This is a genomic window from Chitinophaga sp., assembly GCF_019236475.1.
GTDB lineage: Bacteria > Bacteroidota > Bacteroidia > Chitinophagales > Chitinophagaceae > Chitinophaga.
Map to the genome: position 1 here is coordinate 1372401 of NZ_JAFAIX010000012.1, position 17926 is coordinate 1390326.

21 protein-coding genes and 1 tRNA gene are annotated in these 17926 nt (G+C 41.8%); 11 read left to right on the forward strand and 11 right to left on the reverse strand.

Annotated elements, in window-relative coordinates:
- The first annotated feature begins 140 nt into the window (after positions 1 to 140).
- Positions 141 to 218: transfer RNA gene (locus JO154_RS21860), tRNA-Pro, on the forward strand.
- A 207-nt stretch (positions 219 to 425) separates the two neighbouring features.
- Here JO154_RS21860 and JO154_RS21865 read toward each other — a convergent pair.
- Together JO154_RS21865 and JO154_RS21870 are read right to left on the reverse strand one after the other, a co-directional pair.
- Positions 426 to 1295, reverse strand: coding sequence for an SDR family oxidoreductase (locus JO154_RS21865; RefSeq protein WP_291949585.1), 870 nt, complete (start codon positions 1293 to 1295; stop codon positions 426 to 428).
- Positions 1296 to 1360: 65 nt separating this feature from the next.
- The gene (locus JO154_RS21870) at positions 1361 to 2182 is read right to left on the reverse strand and encodes a helix-turn-helix domain-containing protein (protein WP_291949588.1); all 822 of its coding nucleotides are present in this window, start codon (positions 2180 to 2182) and stop codon (positions 1361 to 1363) included.
- Between the two features lie 124 nt (positions 2183 to 2306).
- On the opposite strand from JO154_RS21870, the gene JO154_RS21875 reads away from it, so the two are divergent.
- A complete protein-coding gene (locus tag JO154_RS21875) occupies positions 2307 to 2849 on the forward strand; it encodes an SRPBCC family protein (RefSeq protein WP_291949591.1) in 543 nt (180 codons plus the stop codon).
- A gap of 186 nt (positions 2850 to 3035) precedes the next feature.
- On the opposite strand, the gene JO154_RS21880 is transcribed toward JO154_RS21875, so the two are convergent.
- On the reverse strand, positions 3036 to 3734 hold the full coding sequence (locus JO154_RS21880) for a hypothetical protein (RefSeq protein WP_291949594.1): 699 nt from the start codon (positions 3732 to 3734) through the stop codon (positions 3036 to 3038).
- A gap of 213 nt (positions 3735 to 3947) precedes the next feature.
- On the opposite strand from JO154_RS21880, the gene JO154_RS21885 reads away from it, so the two are divergent.
- Positions 3948 to 4853, forward strand: coding sequence for a hypothetical protein (locus JO154_RS21885; protein ID WP_291949597.1), 906 nt, complete (start codon positions 3948 to 3950; stop codon positions 4851 to 4853).
- Positions 4854 to 5066: 213 nt separating this feature from the next.
- On the opposite strand, the gene JO154_RS21890 is transcribed toward JO154_RS21885, so the two are convergent.
- Together JO154_RS21890 and JO154_RS21895 are read right to left on the reverse strand one after the other, a co-directional pair.
- The gene (locus tag JO154_RS21890) at positions 5067 to 6059 is read right to left on the reverse strand and encodes a hypothetical protein (protein WP_291949600.1); all 993 of its coding nucleotides are present in this window, start codon (positions 6057 to 6059) and stop codon (positions 5067 to 5069) included.
- 263 nt (positions 6060 to 6322) lie between these two features.
- Entirely contained in the window at positions 6323 to 6595 is a 273-nt protein-coding gene (locus JO154_RS21895; protein ID WP_291949603.1) for a DUF4242 domain-containing protein, read from the reverse strand.
- Positions 6596 to 6845: 250 nt separating this feature from the next.
- Here JO154_RS21895 and JO154_RS21900 point away from each other — a divergent pair, with 250 nt between their 5' ends.
- Positions 6846 to 7811, forward strand: coding sequence for an alpha/beta hydrolase (locus JO154_RS21900; RefSeq protein ID WP_291949605.1), 966 nt, complete (start codon positions 6846 to 6848; stop codon positions 7809 to 7811).
- A gap of 87 nt (positions 7812 to 7898) precedes the next feature.
- Here JO154_RS21900 and JO154_RS21905 read toward each other — a convergent pair whose 3' ends face one another.
- The 4 genes from JO154_RS21905 to JO154_RS21920 form a co-directional block, all read right to left on the reverse strand.
- On the reverse strand, positions 7899 to 8123 hold the full coding sequence (locus JO154_RS21905; protein WP_291949609.1) for a helix-turn-helix transcriptional regulator: 225 nt from the start codon (positions 8121 to 8123) through the stop codon (positions 7899 to 7901).
- A 2-nt stretch (positions 8124 to 8125) separates the two neighbouring features.
- A complete protein-coding gene (locus JO154_RS21910; protein WP_291949612.1) occupies positions 8126 to 8662 on the reverse strand; it encodes a hypothetical protein in 537 nt (178 codons plus the stop codon).
- 73 nt (positions 8663 to 8735) lie between these two features.
- The gene (locus tag JO154_RS21915) at positions 8736 to 9116 is read right to left on the reverse strand and encodes a DUF4440 domain-containing protein (protein WP_291949615.1); all 381 of its coding nucleotides are present in this window, start codon (positions 9114 to 9116) and stop codon (positions 8736 to 8738) included.
- Positions 9113 to 10513: an MFS transporter gene (locus tag JO154_RS21920; protein ID WP_291949618.1), complete on the reverse strand. Its 1401-nt coding sequence runs from the start codon at positions 10511 to 10513 to the stop codon at positions 9113 to 9115. The genes JO154_RS21915 and JO154_RS21920 overlap by 4 nt, the downstream gene beginning before the upstream one ends.
- Positions 10514 to 10595: 82 nt before the next feature.
- Here JO154_RS21920 and JO154_RS21925 point away from each other — a divergent pair, with 82 nt between their 5' ends.
- From JO154_RS21925 to JO154_RS21940, 4 genes are all read left to right on the forward strand, one after another.
- A complete protein-coding gene (locus JO154_RS21925; protein ID WP_291949621.1) occupies positions 10596 to 11465 on the forward strand; it encodes an AraC family transcriptional regulator in 870 nt (289 codons plus the stop codon).
- 10 nt (positions 11466 to 11475) lie between these two features.
- The gene (locus JO154_RS21930) at positions 11476 to 11850 is read left to right on the forward strand and encodes a hypothetical protein (protein WP_291949623.1); all 375 of its coding nucleotides are present in this window, start codon (positions 11476 to 11478) and stop codon (positions 11848 to 11850) included.
- A 15-nt stretch (positions 11851 to 11865) separates the two neighbouring features.
- On the forward strand, positions 11866 to 12549 hold the full coding sequence (locus JO154_RS21935; protein ID WP_291949625.1) for a hypothetical protein: 684 nt from the start codon (positions 11866 to 11868) through the stop codon (positions 12547 to 12549).
- Positions 12550 to 12670: 121 nt separating this feature from the next.
- Positions 12671 to 13036, forward strand: coding sequence for a glyoxalase superfamily protein (locus JO154_RS21940; RefSeq protein WP_291949628.1), 366 nt, complete (start codon positions 12671 to 12673; stop codon positions 13034 to 13036).
- Here JO154_RS21940 and JO154_RS21945 read toward each other — a convergent pair.
- Together JO154_RS21945 and JO154_RS21950 are read right to left on the reverse strand one after the other, a co-directional pair.
- Positions 13033 to 13437 carry an NUDIX domain-containing protein gene (locus JO154_RS21945; RefSeq protein WP_291949631.1) on the reverse strand — a complete coding sequence of 135 codons (405 nt, stop codon included), beginning with the start codon at positions 13435 to 13437 and terminating at the stop codon, positions 13033 to 13035. The genes JO154_RS21940 and JO154_RS21945 overlap by 4 nt on opposite strands.
- Before the next feature lie 17 nt (positions 13438 to 13454).
- Positions 13455 to 14123: a Crp/Fnr family transcriptional regulator gene (locus JO154_RS21950; protein WP_291949634.1), complete on the reverse strand. Its 669-nt coding sequence runs from the start codon at positions 14121 to 14123 to the stop codon at positions 13455 to 13457.
- 109 nt (positions 14124 to 14232) lie between these two features.
- On the opposite strand from JO154_RS21950, the gene JO154_RS21955 reads away from it, so the two are divergent.
- The 3 genes from JO154_RS21955 (at position 14233) to JO154_RS21965 (ending at position 17805) form a co-directional block, all read left to right on the forward strand.
- Entirely contained in the window at positions 14233 to 15936 is a 1704-nt protein-coding gene (locus tag JO154_RS21955; RefSeq protein ID WP_291949637.1) for a chloride channel protein, read from the forward strand.
- A 62-nt stretch (positions 15937 to 15998) separates the two neighbouring features.
- Positions 15999 to 16598 (forward strand): sigma-70 family RNA polymerase sigma factor, encoded by a 600-nt coding sequence (locus JO154_RS21960; protein WP_291949641.1) that lies wholly within the window; start codon positions 15999 to 16001, stop codon positions 16596 to 16598.
- Between the two features lie 64 nt (positions 16599 to 16662).
- Complete coding sequence (locus tag JO154_RS21965) at positions 16663 to 17805, forward strand: FecR family protein (protein ID WP_291949644.1); 1143 nt, start codon at positions 16663 to 16665, stop codon at positions 17803 to 17805.
- The last annotated feature ends 121 nt before the right edge of the window (positions 17806 to 17926 follow it).

Sequence of the window (17926 nt, forward strand, 5' to 3'; positions counted from 1 at the left end):
GCTATTGTGCCAGCTATCTCCCTGAAAAATTATTTTTAAAAAAACTGAAAATCAATTTGGTTTTCTCGCAAACTTCTCGCTATCTTTGCACTCCGCAATCAGGGAATCAAACATCTGAATTGCACACCGGAACAAGGTTCCGGGGCGTAGCGTAGCCCGGTTATCGCGCCACATTTGGGATGTGGAGGTCGCAAGTTCGAATCTTGCCGCCCCGACCAAAAAAGAGAGAATGGTTTTATTACCATTCTCTCTTTTTTTATTCCTGCCTATAATACAATGCAGGTTTGCAATATATGTATTTTTCGAGGTTCGAACTTGTAATCCGAAATTGATTTAAAGCCCTCAGAATTTTATCTTTTCATATAAATATATCAATTGATTTTTGACTGCGCTTCACGATGATCTTATTATTTTCCAATGATTTGTTAGCTAAATAACTCCTTATAGTCGTTTACAAATTGCTCAAAACTAATTGGAGCGACATTGGTTATATCGCAAGCCGTATTATAGATTTCGGCCGCCTCTCCCCTGGAATAGTGCGCATAGTCTTCGATCAAGCCTCCTACCTGCCATTCAGGAAATCCCGCATCTCTTAAAGCTCTTTCCATCTGATTTGGAGTTACATCGACGAACACGATCTCCTTTCCGAGCACACGAGAAAATATATCTGCCATTTGATTGTGCGTGATGGCTCTACTACCTGTGATGTTATATATCTTATTTTCATGCCCCGCTTCAGTCAGTGCCTTGGCTGCAACTGCTGCAATATCTCTGATATCGACCGCACTAATGGCGGCATTGCCCACAGATGCGTAAAACTTTCCACTGGTTTTGATATAGTCCTTAAATGCGATCAGTCCCTGCATATACAAATTTGGCCTAAGGAATGTATAGCTCAATCCCAGTTCTTTGATCTTGTTTTCTACCTTGGCATGGTAACGCAGGAAACGAACAGGAGAATTTTCATCGGCAGCATATTGAGATAATTTTACAATATGTTTTACACCTGCACGATATGCAGCATGTACAAAATTCAATTGCAATTGCTCTGCCTGTTCTGATGAGTTAGTCAGCAGGAATGCTTTTTCGATGTCTTGCATTGCATCAATCAATGCCAATTCATTAGCCAGGTCACCTATGATGATCTCGGCTTGTGGCAGGCTTTTCAGTAGCTCGTTATGATCGCCATTACGTACCAAAGCCTTAAATGGTATGTTTAATGCTGCAAGTTGTTTTACTAATTGGGTGCCCACGTTTCCTGTAGCGCCTGAAATAAGAATTTTTGTCTGTGTCATAAATTAGTTTTTGATGACACAAAATTGGCGATCAGCGATTTACTAAAATTGTAAGAAAACGAAAGTCAGGACCTGGGATTACAGATGCCTTGCTGGAACTTCAGGTATTTAGAAGGAGTAAGGTTGAGGTAATATTTAAAATCGTGAATGAGCTGGCTCTGGTCGTAATATCCACATTCATAAATCACTTCGAACCAGTCCACTTTTGCATCATTTGAAGCAGCAATTGACTGCACTTGCTGTATAGCTTTTAAAAAACGTTGATAGCGGCTGATCTCCTTGGCAGAGTAGCCGAAATGTTTTTTATGGTTTAACTGGATTGTCCTTTCCGATATCTGATTCTTTTCGGAAATTTCTTTCACAGGGCTCAGGTTATCGACATTAAAACCAGCTATTTGACTGGCTATATGGTTTCGGCTTCTTATATATGGCTTGCTAAAACTAAGGATGTGATTGATCCGGCTTTCGTTATCTGTTAATTTACCTAGATCCGACCATAAGAGATGGAAACAATTTTCGTTCAACAATTCATCGGGATGTACAGCGATATTTTGTGTTAGAATTGCATGCCCGAAAAAACGAAAAAAGGCATCATCTTTAAAATTGGCTACCAGTATTTCTGACGAAGATGGTAAAATATAATCAAAAGCATGTTTGATAGGGCCAATCACTAGGCATTTCTCTACTGATACCTCATCATTTTCTTTAGTTATAAAAGAAACCGGGTTACCAAAGCTGAAAACCATAATCGTTTGGAAGGAGGGCATTAGGGTCTGAATAATGGTTGTACCGGATATGTTTTCCGCAAAATAAAAATGTGAAAACATTTCTTCAAATGCCGACGGCACTGGAATCCGGTAACTATTATAGCCTTCTTTATTTTCCATTGTTGTAAAGATAACAGGTCTTCTTTAATTCCGGTAAACATCGATATTTCGTTTTCTTACAATTTCTGCGCATCATGGCTTTCTACTTTTGTCACTATCAATCATAGTCAAAAAAAGTATTAACATGAAAAAAATTCTTTATAGTATTCTGGCAACAACATTATTATTAGCTCTTACTATTGGAGCCTTGGAATTCTTCAGCGCTTACCCGTCCCAGGCGATTGTCTACAATACAAAGGCTCCAGTTCAGTCGATCAAGACTATAACCATTCATGCTACCCCTGAAAAAGTATGGACAATACTGACAGATGTCAATAAATGGGAGAGGTGGGAAAGTGATAATAAAAGCCCTGTTTTAAAGGGAGATTTTAAAGCCGGTAATTCATTTACCTGGAAATCAAATGGTTTATCTATATGTTCCAATATTAAAGTAGCTGAACCATATTCAAAGATCGCCTGGTCTGGCCCTGCATTCGGAACATTTGCCATTCATACCTGGACATTTACACCGCTAACCGGAGGATATACAAGGGTGGAGATCCGGGAAAGTATGGAAGGTTGGCTGGTAAAATTACTCACGCATAAATTTCAAACCGGCCTTGACACTTCTCTGGATAAGTGGTTAGCTTCCCTCAAAGATGAAGCAGAAAAACAGCGTATTTTATAGGTAGAAATTAGTGCCGGTTGCCCCGACCCAAAAAGCCTTCAAGTCAATAGATTTGAAGGCTTTTTTGTTTTTAGTATGTTTGATTAACCCTATCCATTCTTACATAATGTCAGGTTTGTTCTCTACATGTCAAAGTATAGCGGTCAAGCGTTTTTAATATAGCGTCTTACTTTGAAGGATCTGTGTTTAACAGATTAGCAACAACCTACTCTCTCCAGGCTTTTCCTCTGGTGCACGGTGAACACAAGAAGGAACTTTACTTTCAGGATGATCAACCGCCAATCTCCATAGATGACCAAGACCTAAGCTTATTGGACGCGCATTACGTTTTGCCTGATAGTGCAGATCAAAGAAATGGTCACTTAAGAATGATTCAAAACCTTCATCTGTTCCATGATATAGTTTTTTAAGTTCATCACGTATTTCCGGAATAAGTACTTTCTTTTCGCTTTGCCCGTTGGGTAATATTTCACTCGACTCTCCATAGTAGGTGCATAAAAAGGTATCAACTGGTATGGGCGAGCGATCAACATGATAGGAATAAACATCGGTGGGGAAAAATGGGTAGGCATTATCCCGATCATAGTATTGGATGACATTAAGGATGGGCGATGCGCCGTGATCTTCCAATACCCTCATGTCATTTAAAAGAATTTCACGGGCAAGTTGTCCTTGTTCACTCAACTGCAGCTCACGTAGTTCCTCTTCCCCAATGGTCGTTATATTTCCGCTTAGTACTACCTTTTTAACAATCTCAGAAAAATCACCTATTAAATTACGAGTCCAACACATCGCATTAATTTCTCCAATAAATGGCGTAGAAACGAGGTCTTGAAAATTCGTGACACGGTGAATATGTTTCTCTGTATGAGATAAATCTATCATAATAGTTTATAAAAATATAAAATCACTTGACAACGAAGGACAGGCGTAAATTCAGGTCAATATCCTTAAGTAGCACCCACCTCCGGCATATAAAGGTAGCCAATGATAACTATAAAGTAGGAATCAAACCAGGCATAAAGGCTGAATGGTACAGTAGCTTAAACTTTCCTGTTGAATTATTGTCTGACCTCTGTACTAAAACAATTGGGGAGCATGAAACAAAAGGGAATCTATGCCTTGTTTATATTAAGTGTTATCAGTTTATTCTCGTACGGATGCAATAAAAATGACCAGGTATCTGGTACAGTTGAACCTCCAAAAAGGTCTTTTGTCATATATAGCCAGATCCATTACAATCACACCCCCAGTGATTTATCAGGGTATGGGATCAGTGCTTCTGTTATACATTATCCGGGAAATTTTCTGGACACCATTGCTGGGGATCCTTCGCGCAAGGGAAATTCGAATCTGGATTGTAAGGTGATCAATTCATCCAAATTGGCTACCCTGGCACAGGCAGATGCAAATAGAGATCCTAAAGTGCCTATCATTTTAGACATTGAGGCTTGGAGCTTCGCTGCTCAGGATTTGCCTGCAACAATAGATAGCTTTAAAAAAGTAATTAATTTATACAGAAGCTATAACCCCAATTCTCCATTGGGTTTTTATGGTAATTTCCCACAAACGAGATGGACTTGGAATAATATTTCTACCCCCGATAAATATCAAAATTGGCAAAAGACGAATGATCGAATGGCAGAAATTGTACCTATGGTACAATTCTTTGCACCCGACAACTACGTCTATGGTAGTACCATTGATAAGGCCACTTGGGGGCAATATGTTCAAGCCAATTTGAGCGAGATCAAGAGATATAAGAGCAGTAATCCGGCTTATGCTTTTATATGTCCTCAAGCGATTGGAGGCAATTTTTTAAGTTATGATGATTGGAAATTTGTGTTGAGCACTTTGTACAACCTTGGTTATGATGGCGTATTTATTTGGACAAGTAATCGCGATAGTGCAGGGAATGGAATGGAATTTACTATAGCATCACAGCTCGATTGGTGGAAAGCAACACTAGATTTTATCAAAGAGAAAAATATTACAGCTCGTTAATCAGGCCCAGTGTATACCAGGGAGCGCCTTGCAGCAATACATTAACCGTTTTCAGGACGTCCCAAATCTAATAAGGTTGAAAATTATATAAAGAAGTAAACTAAAAAAAGCTCGTAATAATACGAGCTTTTTTTATCTATATATGTGACCTTACTAATCCCAAAAGATAGCATCTATTTTTAAGCGCTGCCCTTTTATTGGTAATAGATCTGTTTAAACAGTCTGTGCAACTGGTTTCTTGGCATGAGCTGGCAGTGTAACACCTAAATAGTTCGCGTAGTTAAATAACTGATGTTGGAAACCTGCCTGGCCCAACCAATCCTGAATATTGTCTTTCTCCAATTCAGGAAACAGTTTAGCGGTGAAGGTGATGTAGTTCTTTTTGGGTTGTTGGTAACCTGCCAGGAGAAACAGCTCTCCCAGTAATTGAAATGCACTTTGCAAAGTAATCTGCTTATGGTTAAATGTAACTTTAATGGCAGATGCTGCTGGGTGAGGGTTATACAGATTACCTGTAGCTGCGAGTCCCTCTGCAACAGGGAAGTAAGGAACTACATCATTTAAATTCTGATAATGATATGCAGTAGGCAATTTGGCATCCAGATCCTTTGCGAAATCACTGTTGCCAGGTGCTGGTGCTGCAAATGTGAAGAGAGAAATGTTGTTAAGAGGTAAGCCCTTCCGTTTAAGCGTTTCTGCATAATAGGAAGCATAAACATTGGCCATATTGCCGCCCAGGCTATGTCCTGTAATAATCAGCTCTTTACCCTGTTTGGCTGTATGGGTAATCAGAAAATCGGCGAGGGACTGGCCAGATCCCATGGTATCTTGCATCAGCAATAAACTTGTGAAAGCAACATAAGCCCCAGCACTGATGCAAGGCATAGCGGTACTAGCAAATGGCCAATATGCCAATGCTACGTCCAGGTCTTCCAGTACCCAGTCAACGAATACATCCCACTGATTGAATACATCACTAGGCACAACTGAACCTCTGATGGCCAGTGCGTACTTTTGCCCAGTAACGTCTATGGCAACAAATGCATAGTTGGGATCAGTTACCTGACCTCCATTCCAGACTATTTTCCAGCCTGGCATGAGTGTTCCGATATTCTTTACAGGATTGGTGTCAATGGCAACATTACAGAGTTGTACTGCATCCCTTGCATTTTGGAGTGAAGTGTTGTTTTCTGTTTTGGGTTCCATAGTTTTATTTTTGAGGTGTGAAAAATAAAGAGGGTTTCTGTTTGTTTTAGTTGTAATTATAGAAACCGTTGAAGTAGTAAATTTGTTTGGATTCCTTATTAGATTTTTATTAGTTGATAAACGCATTGTCATTCGTTTACCCTATTTGATCAGTCTGATTATTTATTTTTTAATCCTTGATGTTACGCATGTAACAATTACTCCACTGTTGTATTACAACAACTGGAAAGAGATAGGATGGTTTCTTAGGTTTTTTCTAAACTTTACTCCGCAGTGGTAGGGTCAATAATGGCAGACACTTCGCTGATAGCGTTGGCGGGGAATCCTCCTTTTTCTGCATGCTCACGAATCAGTTCTTCATTGGGTGCGATATAAACGCAGTAGATCTTGTCACCTGTGACATAGCTGTGTACCCATTGAATTTGTGGGCCCATATTGCTAAGAACGCCACATGAAGTTTGTGAAATTGCTTTCAATTGTTCTTCTGAGAATTTACCTGCACCAGGTATTTCGCGTTCGATAACATACTTAGGCATAATTATCAGTTTTAGTTTTTTTCCTGGAAAGTTGTATCCTGCTTGTGGTCGGGGCTTTCTGGTGTTTTGAGGGAAGCAAAAGGAGTAGTAGAAAGTATACATCCTAAATTTAAACAATTCTTAGAAGAGATCCTTCTGTTTTTTATCTGCAATAGTTGTATTTTCAATAGATAAAGGATAGCCACGGTTGAACTTACTTTGGCTTCAAAAAGGCCCCCCATTAGCATTATTACCCCTAAAATATTAAGCTATGATAAAAAGAATATTTACACTCTCCATTATTATGCTATCGCTAGCATTCAACCAACTTAATGCAACTAATCCTCCAGCAACACATCATAACGCATCAATATCGCAAACGAGCAAACCAGCAGCTCCCCCTGTAGGCTTTAAACATGCGTCCGCAGTGGTAAATGGTGTAAGAATACATTATGTCATCGGTGGCCAGGGAGAACCGCTGCTGCTTATACACGGCTTTGGCCAAAATTGGTATATGTGGAACCGCCTGCTGCCTGAGTTTTCCAAACATTTCACCGTGATCGCGCCTGACTTGCGGGGTGTTGGCGAAAGTGATAAACCAGCAACGGGCTATGATAAAAAAACAATGGCTACTGATGTACATGAACTCATGAAGAAATTAGGCTACAACTCCGTTAATCTTGCTGGTCATGACATTGGACTAATGGTGGCCTACGCCTATGCTGCACAATTCGGTAATGAGGTGAAAAAACTGGCATTAATGGATGCATTGCTCCCTGGAGTAGAGCCAGTATGGAGCCAGGTAAGAGCGCATGCATGGTGGTTTGGTTTTTATGCATGGCCAGCTTCCGGAGAACTGGTGGCAGGAAGGGAACAATTATTCCTGACCAATTTTTGGCCTGTAGTAGGATATGTGAAGCATCCATTTACAAAAGAGGAAGTGACTGAATTTATCCGGGCTTATTCCGTAAAAGGTGCTACCACCGGAGCTTTTCATTGGTTTGGTGCATTCAACCAGGATGCTGCGGATAATCTTCAGTTCATGAAGAATAAATTAAAAATGCCTTTGCTCGCGCTGGGAGGGGATCATTCAGCATCATCCTACCTCGTTGATCACTGCAAGCTGGTAGCGGAAAATGTAGTAGGTGCTAATATTAGTGAAGCCGGACATTGGGTAGTGCAGGAGAATACGGCGCAAGTGCAAAAAGACCTGCTTGATTTTTTCCTCGGTAAGTAAATGCTGATTTAGCAATTATACCAGAAATATTATGGATACAAATTAACTAAACCTACCAATACGCACCTATATGGAAGGTTTAGTTACTTATTTCATTGCTTCTCTCTCTTCGGCGCTATATTCCAATATATCTCCAGGTTGACAGTCCAATGCTTTGCAAATAGCTTCCAGTGTATCAAATCGGACGCCTTTGGCTTTCCCATTTTTTAAAATGGATAGATTCACATTTGTAACCCCAACTTGTTTAGCCAGCTCATTCAGTGAAATTTTGCGCTTGGCCATCATCACATCCAAATTGACAACTATCGCCATAACTAAATAAATGATTCGTTTTCATTTTTGACTACTATCGCCCTCACCACGAACTGGCGTACTATCCACAATATGGCTGCTAACAGCAGGTACATCGTTTGTGGTTCATTTAGCACAAAGAAGTGCATGGAAAACTGGAGCAATCTATTAGTTATAGCCCATACAGATGTCCACTCATCTGTATGTAAGGCGTCTATATTGTTGAAAAATGTTTGAATAAATCCTAATAATGCCAATATTAAACAGGATATAATAACCTTGTCGAATACACGAATACTATCCTCTGCAAAATAGCCAGCTCTCTTGTGCTTCCGATAGAGGCGTAGCAACAGTATCCCAACCGTCATAAATATGCTATAACTGGCAATCTTCACCACAAACCATAGAACGGGAATACCAGTACTGGGTGCTACATAAGAATGTTGACCCGAAAGCAATGGTATTAGCCATCTGGTAAAGTAAATTAATGCCACAGCAGAGGAAACAACGGTGGCCCATGCAACCAGCCCAATAAGGTGCCGACCTTGGAGTTTATTCATAACAATTTTTAAATCGAAGATAAGTGAATTTAAAATAAAACAAAAAATATTTATCGTTTTATTTTAAATTTTCCTAAATCCACTCCTCTTTTAGTTGCCACCACTTTAACCTCCCATCCTCTACTTTAAAAACAGCACTGGACCTACGAACCGTTGTCTTATTCCCCATCTCCTGTTTTTCTTCATAATAAGCCAGCGTATGATGAAAAGTGCTGAAAATTTCCAAGTTATCAATAGTGATAACAATATCCGGTCTGCTGCCTTTTGCACCCGGCAGCCATGCTGCAAATGCTGCTAATCCCATAGCATTACCACCTGGACCTACCATGTGAAAGTCTTCACTGAAATACGATAATAACTGATCTATACTGACGGTCTTATCTGCCCTAAACCATTGCGCAATGGCAATATGAAAGTCTATGACCATCTTCCGGGCCTCTTCTCTATGATTCATATGTTTGCAAAATGTGATTTACTATAGCTGATCGCTAGTCGCCATCCAGTGAAGAATATCACTGATAAGGTGATAAAAGAGATCTCAATAGAACGACTATACGAAAAATATTCCAACAAGGTGAAAAACAAAGTACCTATGACTGCCGTTCCCGTTACACTTCCCACCTGAATAGCGGTACTGACAATCCCTGATGCTTGTCCGGCGAGGGATACGTCTATATCAGACATGATTTGTCGGAGCATGGCAGGCATCACGGTACCATGACCAATTCCGGCCATTAACAGTCCTGTTTTTAATAACAGCCCAGGCTCTGGTTCAAAGTGAATCGCAACAGCGCCCAATATACAACCCATGGTAATCAGTAATAATCCTCCTTGTATTAAACGATGGCCTGAAAACTGGAACCGATGACTTACGAGTGGCGCTATAAAGAATCCAATGGCATAGGGCAAGACAGCCAGTCCTGCTTCAAATGCGTCTTTGTGGAGGCCATTCTGTAAGTAATATGGAAAGATGAGGAAAATCGCAGCAGTATGATTATATAGGAAGACGACACCTGCACCTTTCAGAAAGGTCACATTCCGCAACAAGGGCGTGTGCAATAAAGGCGATTTCTTTAGCGCCAGCAATCGTTCTTCATAGTGAAATAGCAACCAGCCTGTAACTCCAGAGAAGAGAATAGAAATAAATACCCAAAGTGGCCAGTGTGCTTCCCTACCTTTTACCAACGGATAAATAAACAATAACAAACAAACTGTTGCCAATACGATTCCCCCAATATCCAGTTTCGGACGCACTGCCGCTTGGTTCTCTTCCATAAAGAAATAAGCCATGGTACAACAGATGAGACCTACCGGGAGATTAACCATGAACACACTTTCCCAAGTCCACCCAAAGAGATGCGCATCTATCAATATACCACCCAGCAACTGACCAGCTATTACCGCCAAACCAAATACGGCTCCAAATATGCCCATGGCTCTGGGTTGTTCTGCTGGCGGAAATATTACCCTAATCGTGGCGATTACCTGTGGCGCAAGCATGGCCGCGCCCATTCCCTGGATAATCCTAGAGGCTATCAGCCAGTTAATGTCTTTCGCATTGGCACAACAGGCGGATGCAAAGGTGAATAACAACATCCCAGACATAAACACTCTTTTACGTCCGAAAATATCTCCTAACCGTCCCCCTGTAACTACCAATACCGCATAAGTCAGTCCATATCCCGCCACTACCAGTTGCAATGCGGTTTCTGATGCATTAAGGGCCGTTTTAATATCTGGTAAAGCCACATTGACGATAATAAAATCCAGCGGCGATAAGAACGCTCCAGCAGATAATATGGCCAGTATCAGCCATCTGCGCGTGGAGTACGCCGATTGTATTGCATCCATTCTGATTTATTTGAATAGCAAAATAACAGTAGATAGTACAATAAAAATGGTATTTTAAGGGGTTTGTTTTGTACCTTTAAAGATGGCATTTACGAAAATTATTGATCAGGCAGAAGTGGTGATAGTGCAGATGGGAACGGAAGTTTACAAGTTTCGTTCTGATTATTATTTTGAGATGGCATTCGTGTTGGAGGGCAGTGGTCTACATACAGATCAAAAATATAATTATCGGTATGGGCCTCGTAAATTGTTTTTACTACAACAGGGCGTACAATATACCTTCGAACCGGAAAACAATAGCAGTATTGCGTTCTTGCGATTTAGTCCTGGGTTTATTGATCAAGTACGATTTGAAAATGAGCGCATCGAAACCTGCGATAACCTTAAAAAAATCGGCTATATCCTGCATCACTTCCATGCAAAAGCAGGATGTATATTCCGAGAGAAAGTAGATGAAAAAACGGCCCATGTGCTGCTGGAAGGGATTATTCGGGAATATCAGCAGAAGTCATACGGACATGTGCTCATCATTCGGCAATCGCTATCCATTCTCATCAATCTGATTGCCCGAAACCTCATTGCCAGTGAAGGGCCGGGCGTCAACACCGGCAGCGATCAGCCTGCGGGCATGCGCCTGATTACGTATATCCAACAACATATCACTGATCCTGTAGCCCTGAAAACGGAGGTGATGGCGGAAAAGCTGAATATATCCCCGCATTATTTGGGCGAGTATTTTAAAAAACATACGGGTCGGAATATCCAGGATTACCTAGTGGAATACCGAATGAAATTGATTGAAACCCGATTGGTGTATAGCAATATGCGCTTGAAGGAAATAGCATCTGAACTGGCGTTTAATGATGAAAGTTACCTGACGAAGTATTTCAGGAAGTATAAAGGAATGACGCCAGGAGCGTATAGGAAACGATATAGAAATATCAATCAATAATAAAGTAATTATGTGGAGTGATCGCTATGGCTATTATGAAATTCGTAACGACGCCGACTATACGAAGTCCCTGCCTACAGCAGAGATAGTGCAAGTTTTACTGAACACAGGCGTGTTCCATCAGAAAGCGCCGCTTATATTTGAGAACAAAGAACCATTTCCCTGGTTGAATATCAGCGTTGTTTATACCACAGATGGAGGGTTCTCAGTTGGGCCTAATAGTACCAGTGAAATCAGTACTTTATTGTCAATTGTTACTAGTAAGCGATTCCATCAGGATATGTATTTGCCTGTGTTAATTGATATCGCAAAACAATTGGGTTGGCAATTCATTCTCGAAGAGGATGATGAGGGCAATGAAGGAGTGGTTATATTTGTACCTTAGAATAGTAAAAATCCTATGAAGAAAATACGCCCTGAAAGACTTTTTTCTAAACCCCTTATTGGGCCTTGGCAAAACCCTGTAAGTAGTCCCTATTTTAAACCCTTCGGAAGCTATTGGAATGATCCGGTTACTTGCCCGGAAATTGGAACTACCTATTCCGTTTGGATGAATGGCAGTCTCCCTATTATGCCACAACAAAAGATATGGCTATCCTATCTTCCCAATATTCACCGCGACCAGATTACGTATTCTTATGAGGAAGACGGAGTGGTACATGTGGCTCGTTGGGCGGATTTCCAAGATTGCATTTGTTACGGCACCATACAGGCGTTTGGAGAAGTAGATGATGCGCATAACCTGGAAGTATTTTTTCTAGTGGACCAAGTGATCATGCTGAAAGATATCCCTGAAATGTTCCCCGTACAACCATTTCCCACGGAACTGGAAGAGCGATTGGATTTTAATATGATGGGAATGGCTTACTTCGGCTCTGCGTCTTATCGCGAAGAAAATGGAGTTTATTTTATGTCACATTGCGCGCACACTGAGGGTGAACATATTATGGCCGTGGAATACAAGGGAGATATTCGTATCGTTTTATCAGATTATTATGAGGAAGATAAAAACGATGAAATCACCTATGTAGGGCATTTTGACGCACCAGATTGGATGAAAAGGAATATGCGTGACCCCGACTAGTATTATTTACGGGAGACACCATCGCCCGATTTTCAGATTGTCCACTCAGCAACGATTACTGGCTGTCTCCCTATGATATTATTTTTCCTAACTTTAACTAGATGTATAAAAAATCACACTGATGGCAACCAAAGTTATCCCCGTTTTACGCATCTTCGATGTAACAAAAGCTATGGAATTCTATAAAGACTGGCTGGGCTTCCAGGTAGATTGGGAGCATCGTTTTGAAGATAATTCCCCACTATACATGCAGGTTTCTAAAGGAGATATCCTGCTTCACCTGACAGAACATCACGGCGATTGTTGCCCAGGTGCAAAAGTATTTATTGAAACGTCAGGATTGAAAGATTATCACCAAATACTGATGGATAAGAACTACAAATACAACAAGCCAGGCCTCGAAGAAGCTCCCTGGGACGCCATCACTATGCAAGTACACGACCCCTTCGGAAATAGATTACTGTTTTCAGAAAGTACCACCCATTAATCAATCAGGCCGTCCACCTTCAATTGATGAAATGCTTTCAATACACCCGGGACCTGGTGTTCTTCATGCGCATAATCTGCTGGACTGAAATATTTCACGGCCGCTATTTCTGCCGTTGGCTGTGGGGGAGTTTTCAGTTGACATAGAAATGTATGCTGCTTCATTAGGGTCTGTTGTTCCCCGAAAGCAGGCGCCTCTATGTAATAATATTCCTGTAAATCATCTGGTGTAAGGTCCAGGTTAAGTTCTTCTTTGATCTCCCTGGTAATGGCTTCCAGATTGGTTTCTCCGGGATCCACTTTTCCTCCTGGCAGATACCAAGCCTTTTTATTACTACTGAATGCCAATAATAATTTTCGATTCTCTAATGCTATCAGGCCAACAGTGTTGATATATTTCATCTTGCAAAAGTACGATGCTAGTCTATCATCTTCTTTAATCTTTTCTCGTCTCTGATTGTAATCTCTTTGCCAGACACGAATACAAGCCCCTCGTCTATCCACTCATTCAGTATTTTAAAAAGCGTTTCGTACGTCGTGCCTGCAAAGGAAGCGATTTCCTGTCTGCTCAATGAGGATAGTATCACGCCTTCTTTAGTGGCTCCAAAGAGTTGTTTGATTTTCAATAAAGCATTGGCCACTCTGCTTTTGGCGCTCATATGCACCATGTCTCGCATACTCTGCTCCGCCTTTTGTAATTCGTTGGCATAGAAAAGTACCATTTTATACGCCAATTCATGATTGACCAGTAAGGTGGTGTGGAAAAATTCAGCCGTGATGAAACAGGCATCCACATCTTCAATTGCAGTAGCCGTTACCGGGTAGTGATGCGCTTCTCCCAAGCCCCTATGCCCTAAAATATCTCCAGCTCCGGAAAATTTCACGATAAGATCCTTATTGTCATCCGCCCATTTTTTGTGCACTTTCACCTTGCCGCTGTGTATAAAGTAAAAGCCTTTTACATCTTCTGTTTCCCGGAATATTATCGCGCCCTTCTTGAAATGCTGAATTTTGGCGTTGGTGGCAATAGCGCCCTGCCATTCCGGTAAACTATGCTGGCAAAGGAAGCAATGCTTATGTTTTTCCATACGTTATATATAATAAAAATTTCCTTGGCAATAAAAATTAACTTAAATATTGAGTTTGTGTTTGCAAAAATATTGTCTTTGCAATATTTTTGCGTCAAATTTCGTCCCAATGAAGCACAAAAATAGGAAGCCGGCAGTATTTATTGCTCCTTCCCTGGATAAATCCGCATACGACTCGAAGAAAATGACTGGAGATAAGACAGTTTCAGGGAGACTCTTTTACCTCTCCCTACAAGCAGTACTCAATGCGGTGATTATCGGTGTGATTGCCAAGGGACTCGTAGGTCTTATTAGCCTAATCACGAATATATCCTTTTACGGTAAATTTTCCTTCGGAGAAGCTAGTCCTACCCATAACCAATTGGGTTTATGGGTAATTATCATCCCCGTTTTAGGAGGACTGATCATTGGGGTAATGGCGAGACTCGGTTCTGCTGCCATCCGCGGTCACGGTATTCCAGAAGCGATGGAACAGGTACTAACAAATGAAAGTCGTATCAAGCCAGTGATTACGATCCTGAAACCATTATCTGCCGCTATTTCTATCGGTACGGGTGGTCCTTTCGGGGCGGAAGGTCCTATTATTTCTACTGGGGGTGCTTTCGGATCGTTTGCCGGACAAATCATGCGTATTTCTCCCAATGAGCGAAAAATCATGCTCACAGCCGGAGCTACAGCGGGTATGGCGGCGATCTTCGGTACGCCAGTGGCAGCAGTGTTGTTGGCCATCGAGCTGCTGTTGTTTGAGTTCAGTCCGAGAACAATTATTCCTGTGTCATTAGCCTGCGCTACAGGCGCAGCTATGCATATCCTAATGTTTGGCAGTGGTCCTGTATTTCCTATGCCGGAATTCCCTGCGCCAGATGCACAAGCCCTGGCATGGTATGTACTAGGCGGCGCTATATTGGGCGTTCTCGCTGCACTGGTGTCTAAAAGCATTTACCTGATTGAAGATCTTTTTGAAAAACTACCCATACACTGGATGTGGTGGCCAGCTATTGGCGCCATAGTAATTGGCGTGACCGGTTATTTTGCGCCTTATACACTTGGTGTTGGTTATAATAATATCACTTCCCTTTTGAGCGGACAACTCCCACTAACAATGGTATTGGGACTCTGCTTCATGAAATACATTTCCTGGTCTATTTCTTTGGGTAGTGGTACCAGCGGCGGAACCCTCGCTCCGTTAATGACCATCGGTGGCGCCGCAGGCGTGCTTTTCGGATTAATAGTACTGCATTTCTTCCCAGATAGTCATATCAATTTATCTGTTTGCGCACTGATTGGTATGGCTGCTATGTTTGCAGGTGCTGCAAGAGCGCTGTTGACAGCAGTGGTCTTTGCTTTTGAAGCTACAATGCAGCCACACGGATTGTTGCCGCTGCTGGGTGCATGTACTGCTTCTTATTTCGTATCGTTCTTCTTGATGAAAGGCTCTATCATGACGGAAAAAATCGAACGTCATGGAGTGGCTGCTCCTAACAGCTATGAACCGGATATCCTGCAACGCCTGAAAGTAGCAGATATTATGGAAACTATCCTGCAACAGGATGGTACGATGGATACTTCCATTTTCGTTTACCAGGATGTTCCTTTGAGTAATGCGGTAGATCTTTTCAGTCTACACAAACTGCAAGTATTGCCCGTATTAAACCCGGCGGATAACAAGTTAACCGGACTACTTACGCCTGCACGTATTTTAGACGCTTATTCAAATAGTCGAATCGCTGCAGAGCAATACCAACAAGTATTTTCCATTCGTAGAAGACGTAACCGTTTACTGATTAGGAGTCGCCATCTATTTTCCAAGTAAAACAATAGCTTTATTACGCCATATTTTATATTTTTAGCCCTGAACAATTGAACTAATATGGCATGGTAGATCCGCCAACGGATAGCGATTTACATAAACGTTTGATGGAGGGTGAGGAAAAAGCCTTTGCTGAGCTTTATAATAAGTATCAACCAAAACTCTATCTATTTATTCATCCTTTCACCGGTTTTTCAGCGGTGGATACGGATGAAGTAATACAGGATGTTTTCTTCAAACTATGGCTGCGCAGGGAGTTACTTCCTGGTGTCAGCGCTATGTCGGCATATCTTTATATGATGGCTCGCAATTGCTTGCGCGACAGGCATCGGCGCCAACAGGTGAGAGAACAAGCGATCGCTGATTTCCAACAGCAGCAACCGGAACAACTTTCCCATGTGGAAGAAGAAGCTCATTTTCAAGAATATTCCGCTATTGCAAGAAAGGCCATCTCCCTATTACCTGCGCGTAAACAATCCATCTTCGCTATGCGTCACGACGAGGGTATGTCGTTGGATGAGATAGCGGATACACTGGGCATCACCAAATTTGGTGTGAAGAAACAATTATATGATGCCGTTAAATTCGTGAGAGATTATCTCAAAACGCATGCTGGTATTGATATTCCACTGGTCCTGCTGGTCGTGTTTTACTACTCCCGATAAGGTTGAGAAAATATTTTTTTAAAAGGAGGAGTGCTTTTACTCCTTGCCTGCGTCTTATTACTGTATGCCGATTGATAAAGCCTATATCACCAGGTTACTGGATCAACATATTGCTGGGACACTCAACCAGGAAAATCAACAGGTATTGAATGCTGCCATTCGTGCTGCCAGCGCTGCTGACAGAGAATGGATGATGCAATACTTGGAAAATGCCCTGGCTACCACCCATGTACCGGCTGCGCCAGACCAACAGCTTTATGAACGCATATTATACCGTATCCAACAATCAGAAAAAGAGTTGCATACGGTGAAGCCTATACGTAGCATATATTATGCAGTAGCAGCAGCGGCGGGATTACTCTTATTGGTGACAAGTGGCTTGATATGGCAGCAACGCAGCCACCAGAAAGACTTTCCGCCAATGGTCATTATGCCAGGTACCAATAAGGCCACCCTAATCCTGGCAGATGGTTCTCACGTGCAGTTGGACAGCACTACGAAAGAAATTGCACAAGGCAATACCGCTGTACGGCAACAAGAGGGCGCTTTGAAATACAGTAAAAATAGCCATACAACCACCACTTATAATACGTTGAATACACCGCGAGGCGGGCAGTTTCAGGTGGAATTGGCCGATGGTAGCCATATCTGGCTCAATGCAGCTTCTTCCCTGAGATATCCTGCCGCTTTCAATGATAGTGAAAGAGTGGTAACACTTTCAGGAGAAGCCTATTTCGATATCAAACCAGACCCACAGCGGCCTTTCCACGTGGTGTGCGGGAATACCACTATTCAAGTACTGGGTACCAGTTTTAATATAATGGCTTATACCGATGAACCGAATCTCCAGGCATCCCTGGTAGAGGGGAAAATTATGGTGAAAGCCGCCGGCAGTGAACGTATTATCCGGCCAGGACAAATGGCCGTTACGGATCAATACAGTCTGTATGTAGCAGAAGCAGACCTGGACCAGGTCACCGCATGGAGAAACGGGATGCTGGCCCTAAATACCACCAGCTTTAAAGGACTGATGCGCCAGGTAGAAAGATGGTATGATGTAGAAGTCGTCTACCAAGGAGAAATACCGGATCGCCAGTTTGGAGGATTACTGAGCAGAAACACACAATTGTCAACACTGCTAGCATTTATGAGAAAAAATGGAATTAATGTAAAACAGGAGGGTCGGACCATAACAGTCATGCCATAACGTAGACAAACAGCTTACAGCAACCAATCAACCATTATATACTGCGCTTTTAAGAGGAAGTGCAGCAGGGCATACTTATGCCTTACTAAATCGTAAAAATCAAAAACCAACTACATGAATT